This window comes from Kitasatospora sp. NPDC056731 (assembly GCF_040687675.1).
Lineage (GTDB): Bacteria > Actinomycetota > Actinomycetes > Streptomycetales > Streptomycetaceae > Kitasatospora.
In genome coordinates this window covers 1-11,318 of record NZ_JBFBNR010000070.1, presented here as the reverse complement: position 1 = coordinate 11,318, position 11,318 = coordinate 1, and the positions used below count along the sequence as shown (strand labels likewise).

The following is an 11,318-nucleotide window of genomic DNA, read 5'->3' as shown; positions in this document are numbered from 1 at the left end:
GCGGTGGGCGGGGAGGCGGTGGGCGGGGAGGCGGTGGGCGGGGAGGCGGTGGGCGGGGAGGCGGTGGGCGGGGAGGCGGTGGGCGGGGAGGCGGTGGGCGGGGAGGCGGTGGAACAGCACGGCGACGACCACGAAGGAAGCGGCGTCGGCCAGAATCGCCGTCAGATAGGCCGGCTTGGTGTCCACCTGGAGCGCGATCGCGCCGACGGCCGTCCCCAGGCAGATGCCCACGTTGGTCACCACCCGCAGGTAGGCCCGGCCCGCCACCCGGCGGTCGGGCGGCAGCACCTCGGCGTAGAGCGCATTCCGCACGGCGGCGGACCCGCGGTCGACGGCCGCGACCCCGCAGGCCAGCACCACGAAGGCCGGATAGCTGTGCACGAGCGTGTACCCGGCGGTGCCGACCGCCTGCACTGCGACCAGCGCGACCAGCACCGGCCGGGCGCCCCAACGGTCGGCGGCCCGCCCGGCCGGCACGCTCGCGACGACGCCGCACAGGCCGGCGGCGGTCAGCCCGAGCCCCAGCTGGGCGGGGCTCAGACCGAGCACCCGGGTGAAGAACAGCACCGCGACGGACAGGGACAGGCCGCTGCCGATCGTGTTGACCAGAGTGATCCCGGCCAGCCGCCGGACCATCGGGTCGGGGTGCAGCCGCCGTCGCACGACGCTGACGAGCCCGCCGCCGGCCTGCGGGTCTGCGGTGTCTCCGGGGTTTGCGATCGTTGCGGTGTCTGCGGTGTCTGCGGTGCTTGCGGTGCTTACCGTGATGGCGGCGCCTCCGGGCATGGCGGGGTCGGGTCCGGACGTCTCCGCCGGCGAGGTGGTGGTCATGTGCTGATCACACCGCCCGACGGCCCGGTCCGGTACTCCTTTAGGCTCTGGCTAAAACCACGCGCCCCACGCGCCCCAGCCCCGGCGCCCATGCGCCGCGCCGCAGGAGAGCACCCCCGTGCACCGCTTCACGCTCGGCCTGGCCGACCTCGCCACCACCTGGTTCGCCGTCTCCCCGATCCAGGAGGCCTCGCTCAGCCTGCGCATGTGGACCCACCCCGGCGTCTACCAGCTCCAGACCCCGGCCTTCGAACGGCTCCGGCCCGCCTTCGAACGGCTGGACTCCACGCTGCTGCTGTCACTCATCGCCGGGAACCGCTGGATCCCCGACTTCCTGACGCCCCGCCCGGCCTCGCCCGCCGCCGACTTCCGCACCGAGCTGGCCACCGTCCGCGCGCTGCCGCCGGAGCAGCTGCGCCCCGAACTGGAGCAGGTCTTCCTGCCGCACGGGCGGCCCCTGCCCGCCACGCTCGCCGCCGGACTGGCCGACCCGGCGCGACTGTTGCAGCGGATCGCCGACGCGCTGGAGGAGTACTGGGAGGTCTGCCTCGCGCCGTCCTGGTGGCCGCAGGCCCGTGCGGTCCTGGACGCCGACCTGGTCTACCGGGCCCGGCTGCTCTCCCAGCACGGCGCGGCGGCGCTCTTCGCCGACCTGGACCACCGGCTGCACTGGGAGGACGGCGTCCTGTCGATCAACCGCCGGTGGACGGACTGGGACGCGGAGACCGCCGTGGACGGCCGCGGCCTCGTCCTCATCCCGACCTTCTTCGCCCGCGGCGCGATCACGATGATCAGCAACGAGCGTGCGCCGCAGATCAGTTACCCGGCGCGCGGCCAGGCGGGCATGGCCGGCCCGGGGACGCCGGTGCCGCCGCGGGCGCTGGAGGCGCTGGTCGGCGCGCCGAAGGCCCGACTGCTGGCCCTGCTCGCCGAACCCGCCTCCACCACCGACCTCGCCTACCGGCTGGGCGTCACCCCCGGCGCGGTCAGCCAGCACCTGTCCGTCCTCGCCGCCACCGGCCTGGTCACCCGGGCCCGGCACGGCCGCTCGGTGCTGTACCTGCGCAGCCCGCTCGGGGACGAGCTGACGGGGGCGAACAGGTGACAAGTAACAGATAACAGATTTCAACATCTGTTATCTGTTATCTGAAAGTTGTCACCTGTTCGCCCCGCAGCCCCCGACCGGCCCGCACCACCCCGACGAATCCCCCAACTACCCAGTGGTACAGACCTGTTGACGCATTGGTCCAGTCCTCCTACAGTGCCCATGCCCCGCCTCCCCACGGCGCGGGCACCCATCGCACACGCACCAAGCACAGCGGTTCTACGTCACCCTGTCCAACCCCCACAGTCACAGGGAGAACCATGTCCGCTCGATCCCGGGCCAGGCGCCCGCGCGTGCGCAGCAGACTGCTGGCACTGCTCTCCGTCCTGCTCCTGCCCCTCGCCGCGCTCACCGCGCTGGCCGCCCCGGCGAACGCCGCCGGAAAGCTCACCGCCGCCTTCACCACCGCCAACAACGGCTCCTGGTGGCAGGGCACCTACATCGTCCACAACGACAACGCCACCGCCGTGACCGGCTGGACCCTGGAGTTCGACCTGCCGGCCGGCGTCACCATCGGCAACAGCTACAACGGCACCGCCACCGTCAACGGCCAGCACGTCACCGCGACCAACGCGTTCTACAACGCCACCGTCAACGCCCACAGCACCACCGAGCCGTACAGCTTCTGGTTCGTCGGCAACGGCCCGGTCGCCACCCCCACCAACTGCCGCATCAACGGCGACAAGTGCGACGGCACCGCCGACGTCCCGCCGTCCGCGCCGGGCACCCCGGCGGTCACCGAGTCCACCGCGCACACGCTCGCCCTGACCTGGCCGGTCGCCACCGGCGGGGACTTCCCGGTCGCCTCCTACGACGTGCTCAACGGCGCCACCGCGGTCGGCTCCAGCACCACCACCAGCGCCCTGCTCACCGGGCTCACCCCGGCCACCACGTACACGCTGACCGTCCGGGCCAAGGACAGCCGCGGCAACACCGGACCACTCAGCGCGCCCGTCACCGCCGCCACCTTCGACCCGTCGACCGACCCGGTCCCGCCCACCGCGCCGACCAACCTCCGCACCACGGCGGTCAGTTCGTCGGACGTCACGCTCGCCTGGAACGCCGCGACCGACAACGTCCGGGTCGCCGCGTACGACGTCTACCAGGGCGGCACGCTGGTGGCGACGGTCGGCGGCGGCACCCTGACCGCGACGGTCGGCAGCCTGTCCCCGTCCACCACCTACACGTTCACCGTGAAGGCCCGCGACCCCGCCGACAACGCCTCGCCCGCCTCCACCCCGCTCACCGCCACCACCTCGGACCTGGTCGGCGCCGGAAAGTACGCCCGGGTCGGCTACTTCGTCCAGTGGGGCATCTACGGCCGCCAGTACTTCGTCAAGAACCTCGACACCTCCGGCAGCGCGGCCAAGCTCGACGTCGTCAACTACGCCTTCGAGAACATCGATCCGGTCAACCTGACCTGCCTGGCGGGCGTCACCAAGGGCACCACCGCCAACCCGCAGGACCCGGACCAGGGCACCGGCGCCGGTGACGCCGACGCCGACTACGCCCGCCCGATGAGCGCCGACCAGTCGGTGGACGGCGTGGCCGACGACGGCTGGGGCAAACTCCGCGGCAACCTCAACCAGGTGAAGAAGCTGAAGGCCAAGTACCCGAACCTGAAGGTGGTCGTCTCACTCGGCGGCTGGACGTACTCCAAGTACTTCTCGGACGTCGCCGCCACCGACGCCTCCCGCCAGAAGTTCGTCAAGTCCTGCCTCGACGTGTGGATCAAGGGCAACCTGCCGGTCTACAACGGCGCCGGCGGCGACGGCGTGGCGGCCGGGATCTTCGACGGCATCGACCTCGACTGGGAGTGGCCCGGCTCCGCGGACGGCCACGCCGGCAACCACTGGAGCGCCAACGACAAGGGCAATCTGACTCTGCTGCTGGCCGAATTCCGCAAGCAGCTCGACGCGTTGGGCGGCTCGCACAAGCTGCTCACCGCCTTCACCCCGGCCGACCCGGCGAAGGTCGCCGCGGGCTGGGACCTCACGAAGATCTTCAGCTCGCTGGACATCGCCAACGTCCAGGGCTACGACTTCCACGGCTCCGGCAGCGACAACTCCTGGGAGCCCAACCGCACCGGCCCCCAGGCCAACCTCTACGCCGACCCGAACGACCCGTACAACTTCCACTTCAGCGTGGACGCGGCGGTCCAGACCTACCTCGGCGTCGGGGTCAACCCGCGCAAGCTCACCATCGGCTTCCCGTTCTACGGGCGTGGCTGGCAGGGCGTGGCGGACGGCGGCGCCTCCGGCGTGTGGCAGTCCGCGAACGGCGCGGCCCCGGGCCAGTTCAGCGAGGAGGCCGGCACCCGCGGCTACAACAACCTCATCACCGGCGTCCCCAACCTGACCGTGTACCACGACCCCAAGTCCATTGCGACGTACGGCTACACCGGAGCCGGCGGCCAGTGGTGGACCTTCGACGACGCCTGGTCGATCGCCCAGAAGACGGCCTACCTCAAGTCGAAGAACCTGCTCGGCGGCATGATCTGGGAGATGTCCGGCGACACTCCCTCCGGCACGCTCATCAACGCACTCGACTCCGGGCTCAAATAGCCGGAGGGCACGGCCCGTTGGGCCGGTGGGGCAGCAAGGGCCGGCGCTCCGAGAACAACGGAGCGCCGGCCCGCGCCTCAGGTGCCGCAGGTGCCCCAGGTGCCCCAGGTGCCTGACGGGCCTCCAGGGCCGCACCCGCTTTCAGGGCATCCCGTCACCGGGACGCCATCGCCGCCAGCTTCCTGGCCGCCCGGTACTGCCGGAGCACCTGCGCGAAGGTGGTGTACCCCTGGGTGGTCCGGGCGAAGGCCCGCCAGGCCGGCGCCACCAGGCAGACCGCCGCGTGGAACAGGTACGGGCGCCGCTCGAAGGCGCCCAGCAGCTGCTTGCCGGCGCGCATCTCCACGCCCAGCCCGGCCTTGATGGCGAACGCGTAGTTCAGCGCCTCGCGCCGCACGTCCGCCGCCTTGCCCGCCTCCGCGACCTTCACCGCCCACTCGCCGGCCAGCCGGCCCGAGCGCAGCGCGTACGAGATGCCCTCACGGGTCCACGGCTCCAGCAGTCCGGCCGCGTCCCCGGCGACCAGCACCCGGCCGCGGGAGAGCGGCGAGTCCTCGGCCCGGCAGCGGGTCAGGTGCCCGGACTCCACGCTCGGGGTGAAGCCGGACAGCCCCAACCGCCGGATGTAGTCGGCGAGATACTGCTTGGTCCGCTCGCCGTCGCCGCGCGCCGAGATGACGCCGACGGTCAGGCTGCTCGACTCGGTCTTCGGGAACACCCAGCCGTAACTGCCGGGCAGCGGGCCCCAGTCGAGGTGGATCCGGCCCGACCAGTCCGCGGCGACCTGCGGAGGGACGGGGATCTCCGCCTCCAGGCCGAGGTCGATCTGGTCGAAGGTGACGCCGACGTGCCGGGCGATCCGGCTCGCGCTGCCGTCCGCGCCGACCACCGCGCGCGCCTCGAAGGTGCGCCCGTCGGCGGCCGTCACCAGCGCCGTCCGGTGCTCACCGCCGCGCTGCTCGACGCCGGTGACGGTCACTCCGGTGACCAGCACCGCCCCGGCCTGCTTGGCCGCCTGCACCAGGCGCAGGTCGAACTCGTCCCGGTTGACCAGGCCGAACAGCATCCGCCGGGACCGACGCGTCCGGGTGAACCGCCCGTCGTAGGCGAAGGTGACGGCGTGCACGCGGTCCTGCAACGGCAGCCGGAAGTCGGGCGGCAGGCTGTCCCGGGACGGGCCGATGATGCCGCCGCCGCAGGTCTTGTAACGGGGGTGCTCGGCCTTGTCGAGGAGCAGCACCCGCCGGCCCTGGACGGCGGCGGCGTGCGCGGCCGAGGCTCCGGCCGGTCCGGCGCCGACCACCACGACGTCCCAGACGCCGTCGAGCGGCTCGGGCGCCGACCGACCGGCCCTCGGCGCGGTCTCGGCTTCGGTCGCGGCTTCGGCCTCGGTCCCAGCCTCGGTCGCAGCTTCGAACACCGTCTCGGTCCCGGCCTCGGGCACCGTCCCGGTCTCGGACACCGTCTCGGGCGCCCCCTCGGACGCCTCGCCTGACGGCCGACCTGACGGCTGACCTGACGACCGGCCTGACGGCCGTCCGGGCACCTCGGCGTCGAGCGGCGAGGCCTCGGTGTCGAGTGGGCTGCGGGAATCGGAGCTTCCGGAGTCAGTCACGTCGAGCAATCCTATGCGTCCGCCGGACCCGCCGCTGGCCGCGCCGCCCCGAACGCCAGACCGAAACCGGACCGAACCCGGACCGAACCCGGGGCGATCCATCGGACCGATCCACCAGACGGTGCGCCGGGCGGGACCGCCGGGTAAAACCACCCGATCGGACTGTTCGAGTCCGCCTATGATCGGCGGTACCCAAACCGCCCCCTCCGCCCGCACCACCCCTCGGGCGAAGCCTTCCCCTCGGAGCCCCGATGTCACAGCCGCTGGCCGACGCCGTCCGGTCCCTGATGGACCGTGCCCGCACCGACCTCGCCGAACTGGTCGCCTTCCCCTCGGTCGCCGACCCGCGCCAGTTCCCGGTCGAGGAGTGCGAGAAGGCCGCCCGCTGGGTCGCCGACGCCTTCGCCGCCGAAGGCCTGACCAACGTCCAACTGCTGGACACCCCGGACGGCACCCAGTCCGTCTACGCCGAACTGCCCGGCCCCCAGGGCGCGCCGACCGTGCTGCTCTACTCGCACTACGACGTCCAGCCCCCGCTCGACGAGAACGCCTGGCTCAGCCCCGCCTTCGAACTGACCGAGCGTGACGGCCGCTGGTACGGGCGCGGCGCCGCCGACTGCAAGGGCAACATCCTGATGCACCTGACCGCCCTGCGGGCGCTGCGGCAGGCGTACGGCGACAGCTACCCGGTCGGACTGAAGATCATCGTCGAGGGCTCGGAGGAGCAGGGCACCGGCGGCCTGGAGCGCTACGCCGAGGCCCACCCCGAACTGCTCGCCGCCGACGCCATCATCATCGGCGACACCGGCAACTTCGCCGCCGGCCTGCCCACCGTGACCGCCTCGCTGCGCGGCATGACGGTCGTCGAGGTCGCGGTCACCACCCTGGCCGGCAACCTGCACTCCGGCGCCTTCGGCGGCGCCGCCCCGGACGCGCTGCAGTCGCTGGTCCGGATGCTCGCCTCGCTGCACGACGAGCACGGCGACGTCGCGGTGGCCGGACTGACCGGCGGCCAGACCTGGAGCGGTGTCCAGTACCCGGAGGAACAGTTCCGCTCCGACGCCAAGGTGCTCGACGGCGTCGCCCTGACCGGCACCGGCACCATCGCCGACCGCCTGTGGGCCCGCCCCGCGATCACCGTCCTCGGCATCGACGCCCCGCCGGTGATCGGCGCCACCTCCTCCGTCCAGGCCGCCGCCAAGGCCCTGGTCAGCCTGCGCGTCCCGCCGGGCAGCGACCCGACCGCCGCCCAGGACGCGCTGGTCGCCCACCTGGAGGCACAGGTCCCGCTCGGCGCCCGTCTGACCGTCGAACGTCAGGGCACCGGCGCCCCGTTCAACGCCGACACCACCGGCCCGGCGTACGAGGCGATGGGCGAGGCCATGGCCGAGGCCTTCGGCACCGAGATGGTCGCCTCCGGCGAGGGCGGCTCGATCCCGCTCTGCAACACGCTGCGCTCGCTCTACCCGAAGGCCGAGATCGTGCTGATCGGCGTCGAGGAGCCGACCACCCAGATCCACGCGGTCAACGAGAGCGTCGACCCGCAGGAGCTGGAGCGGATGGCCCTCTCCGAGGCCCTGTTCCTCCGCCGCTACGCCGAACTGCGCTCGGTCTGACGCGCGTTGGTGCGGGGGCCGCCGTCGGCGGTCCCCGGCACCGGCCGCCCGCCCCGGATCCTGCGGGCGGCACCCGTCACCACCGCGTAACCGACCGCGCCCACTGCGAGCCCGGCCCCGGCGCCGAAGCAGAACTCCGGGATCAGGTTCCGCCGCAGCGGGGCCAGCCGGTGCAGCACTCCGGCCGCCGTCGCCGCGCCCAGGGCCGTGACGGCGGCCCGGCGCGCCCGGGGAGCGAGTGCCACGGCCGGGCGGACCGGCTCCACGCCCCGCACCGCCCGCACCGCCCAGCCCGCCATCGCGGCCAGGGCCAGCGCCGAACTGCCGTACTGCAGCGCCGAGTAGAGCGGAACCCCGGCCACCTCCCGGTCCAGCACCGGCAGCAGCCGGACACCCAGCCGGCCCTCGTGGGTGAACGCGTCCCAGCCGACGTGGGTGGCCGCACCGATCGCCGCCGACGCCGCGAACCACGCCGCCCCCGTACCCGCCCCACCTCCGGCGGGCCGCCGGACCGTCAGTGCCTCGGCCGCGCCCGCCCACCGGTCGGGCAGCAGCGCCACCAGCGGCGCGCGCAGCAGACCGTGCCAACCGGCCACCAGCGCGCCCGCGATCGCCACGTCCAGCGTCGGCACGGCCCACCAGCGGTGCGTCAGACCGCCGTGGCCGTACACCCCGGGCAGCAGCGACTCGGCGAAGAACGGGACGTCGGGCGCCATCGATCCGGCGACCAGCGCCGAGGCGACCAGCGGCCCGCGCTCCCCGGCGGCGCGCAGCAGGGGCAGGACGGCGGCGGGGTGGCTCAGTGTGAACGGCATGCCCCCATCCTCCCGCCCCTGCCGGGCCATCAGCCAACACCCGGGGGCGGCGGCCAACACCTCTGGACCGCCCGGCGCCCGGGCTCGTCAGGCGCCCCGGGCGGCTACGCCGCGTCCGCCGTGCTGGCCAGGCCGAGCGCGACCCGGCGGCCCGCCTCCAGGTAGCGCAACTCGCCGCTGCGGCGGGCGTCCAGGGCGGCGGCGAGGCGGCGGTAGCGGCTCGGGGGCAGCAGGTCGGCGGCCTCGTCCAGGGTGACGAAGCGCCAGTCGCGCAGCTCCTCCGCCTGGAGCAGCAGGTTCTGGCGGGCGGCGGCGTCCAGTTGGCCGCCGTCGTACATCAGGCGCAGGCCGCCGCGGCGCGGGCCGGTGCGCGGCTCCCAGTCGACGGCGAGCAGGCGCAGCCCGGTCGGGTCGAGCCGCAGGCCCAGTTCCTCGGCGGTCTCGCGCAGGGCCGCGTCGGTGGGGGCCTCACCGCGTTCGACCACGCCTCCGGGGAAGTCCCAGTCGGGTTTGTAGACCGGGTCGACCAGCAGGACGCGGTCCTGTTCGTCGAAGAACAGGACCGCGGAGGCCACCGTGTCCCCGGTCGGGTCGGGGGTCTGGACGATCGGGCAGCGGGCGGCGCCGACGCGGACCAGTTCGGCGATCCGGTGGGCGGTCTCGCGGGGGGTGAGCTCGCTGGTGTCGAGCATCCGGGCGTCCTCGACCAGCCAGCGCCGGGCGGCCCGGTAGCGGGCCACGTGCTCGAAGCACCACATGCGGACCCGCTCGCTGGCCTCCGGATCTCCCGGGCACTCGTCGCGGTGGGCGATGCGGTGACGCAGGATCGTTTCTTCTGGGTCCAGGACGAAGTGGTGCACCGCTATGCCATGGGAGGCGAGGTCGCCGAAGATCTCGTCCCGGTAGTCCTCCCTGAGCAGGGTCATCGGGACCACCAGCGGGCCCGCGACCTCACTGAGCAGCGCGGCCGCCGTCTCGGGGACGAGCCGGCGCCAGGCCGCCAGGTCCTGGAAGTCGGACACCGTCGCCAGCCGGTCGGCCGGGAGCATCCGGCGCAGGCCGAAGCCCACCAGCTCGGGATCGAAGAGCACGCTCCCGGGCAGCAGTTCCACCAGCTCGCGGCAGGCACTCGTCTTGCCCGCCCCGAATGTGCCATTGACCCAGACGATCACAACGTCCCCTGCCCTCGACTTGCCCCGATGCCGTTCGCACCGGGCAGCGCCCCCGTCGGCCGAACCAGCGCCACCCGTGGTGGTACCCGCGCCACGCCGCTCCCCATACCTCCCCGCCGCGCCCGCCGTTGCGCCCCACCCCGCCCCTTGACAGGGGCATGTGCCCAGGCCAGCCGCCTTCCGGGAGAAATATGTAGACCGGTCTACATCAAAGTTGCACCCTGCTCACACCCTGCGCGCACAGAAAGTCGGCCTGCCCGACTTCCTGTGCGCCATCATCACCCCAGATCACCTCGCATCACCCCCTCCACCCGACTATGTAGACCGACCGACAGATTTCTCCCGGCAATCTCTAGACCGGTCTGCATAATTCAGTAGACCGGTCGACATATTCTTCCCCGCGCCCCTCGCGCGCCCCCCGGCGCCCGCTTGCGCCGCGCGCACCCCAGCACGTACAGAGGAACGATGAAGCTGCTCCCAGTCGGCCGCGTCATCGTCATCGGCTCGGTCAACACCGACCGCATCCTCCGCTGCCCCGTCCTCCCCGCCCCCGGCGAGACCGTCCTCGCCACCGCCGCCACCCAGGGGTTCGGCGGCAAGGGCGCGAACCAGGCGGTGGCGGCGGCACGCATGGGCGCCGCCGCCCACCTGGTCGCGAAGGTCGGGCGCGACGCCGACGGCGAAGCCGCGCTCACCGTCCTGCGCGGCGCGGAGGTCGAGACGGGCTCCGTGCTCACCCACCCCTACGCGCCGACCGGGCAGGCGATCGTCATGGTCGACCCCGCCGGCGAGAACAGCATCGTCGTCGTCCCCGGCGCCAACGCCCACCTGACCGCCGCCGAGGTCACCGCCGCACTCGCCCGCCTGCACCTGCTCCCCGTCGACGTGCTCCTCACCAGCGGCGAGGTCCCCGAGGAGTGCATCCGCGCGACCGCCGCCGCCCTGCCGGCCGACGGCACCCACTGGGTGCACAACGCCGCCCCGGCCGGCTCGCTCCCCGACACCGGTCCGACCGGACGCCGCCCCCTGGTCGTCGCCAACGCCGTCGAGGCCCGCCAGCTGACCGGCGCCCCCACCGTCGAGGAGGCGGCCCGGGCCCTCGCCCGCCGCGCCGACGGCGTCGTGCTCACCCTCGGCGGCGAGGGCGCGCTGGTCGCCACCGAGGGACGGTCGGCCCGACTCCCCGCCCCCGCCGTCCAGGTCGTCGACACCACCGGTGCCGGCGACGTCTTCTGCGGCGCCCTCGCCGCCGGACTCGCCCGCGGCGCCTCCCTCCCCGCCGCGGCCGCCACCGCCGTGGCCGCCGGCGCGTTCGCCGTCACCGCCCTGGGCGCCCGTGGCGCCCTCCCCCGCCCGACCGACCTCTGACCAGCCACTGCCCGACGGCGCCGGGCGGGCCAGGCGGACCAGGCCGGCCGGGCGGGCCCAGCCCGCCCCGAACAGGGGCACCCGGGCCACAACTCCCGAACGCCCTCGCCCACTTGTCTAGGTCCTGTCCGGTCGATCTTGGCGGATCAGCCCGCGGCGGTGGGCGCCCGGCTGGGCGTGCGCCCGAATCGTCCTCGTACTGGACGTACTTGGGCGATTCGGGCGCGCGTCC

The 11,318-nt window shown here is 73.6% G+C and carries 8 protein-coding genes; 4 read left to right on the top strand and 4 right to left on the bottom strand.

Annotated features, from left to right (window positions below):
• On the bottom strand, positions 1-831 hold an 831-nt coding region (locus AB0R04_RS36900), incomplete at its 3' end, for an MFS transporter (RefSeq protein ID WP_363378297.1).
• A 118-nt stretch (positions 832-949) separates the two neighbouring features.
• On the opposite strand from AB0R04_RS36900, the gene AB0R04_RS36895 reads away from it, so the two are divergent.
• The gene (locus AB0R04_RS36895) at positions 950-1,936 is read left to right on the top strand and encodes a helix-turn-helix domain-containing protein (protein WP_363378295.1); all 987 of its coding nucleotides are present in this window, start codon (positions 950-952) and stop codon (positions 1,934-1,936) included.
• 260 nt (positions 1,937-2,196) lie between these two features.
• Positions 2,197-4,500 (top strand): glycosyl hydrolase family 18 protein, encoded by a 2,304-nt coding sequence (locus tag AB0R04_RS36890; RefSeq protein WP_363378293.1) that lies wholly within the window; start codon positions 2,197-2,199, stop codon positions 4,498-4,500.
• A 154-nt stretch (positions 4,501-4,654) separates the two neighbouring features.
• On the opposite strand, the gene AB0R04_RS36885 is transcribed toward AB0R04_RS36890, so the two are convergent.
• Entirely contained in the window at positions 4,655-5,806 is a 1,152-nt protein-coding gene (locus tag AB0R04_RS36885; protein WP_363378321.1) for a geranylgeranyl reductase family protein, read from the bottom strand.
• A 560-nt stretch (positions 5,807-6,366) separates the two neighbouring features.
• Between AB0R04_RS36885 and AB0R04_RS36880 the strand changes: the two genes are divergently transcribed.
• Entirely contained in the window at positions 6,367-7,731 is a 1,365-nt protein-coding gene (locus AB0R04_RS36880; protein WP_363378291.1) for a dipeptidase, read from the top strand.
• Here the strand turns inward: AB0R04_RS36880 and AB0R04_RS36875 are convergent.
• A complete protein-coding gene (locus AB0R04_RS36875) occupies positions 7,707-8,546 on the bottom strand; it encodes a DUF4184 family protein (RefSeq protein ID WP_363378289.1) in 840 nt (279 codons plus the stop codon). The two genes, AB0R04_RS36880 and AB0R04_RS36875, sit on opposite strands and share 25 nt — an antisense overlap.
• A gap of 104 nt (positions 8,547-8,650) precedes the next feature.
• The gene (locus AB0R04_RS36870; protein ID WP_063350148.1) at positions 8,651-9,718 is read right to left on the bottom strand and encodes an NUDIX hydrolase; all 1,068 of its coding nucleotides are present in this window, start codon (positions 9,716-9,718) and stop codon (positions 8,651-8,653) included.
• A 465-nt stretch (positions 9,719-10,183) separates the two neighbouring features.
• Here AB0R04_RS36870 and AB0R04_RS36865 point away from each other — a divergent pair, with 465 nt between their 5' ends.
• Entirely contained in the window at positions 10,184-11,086 is a 903-nt protein-coding gene (locus AB0R04_RS36865) for a PfkB family carbohydrate kinase (RefSeq protein WP_363378286.1), read from the top strand.
• Positions 11,087-11,318: the final 232 nt, after the last annotated feature.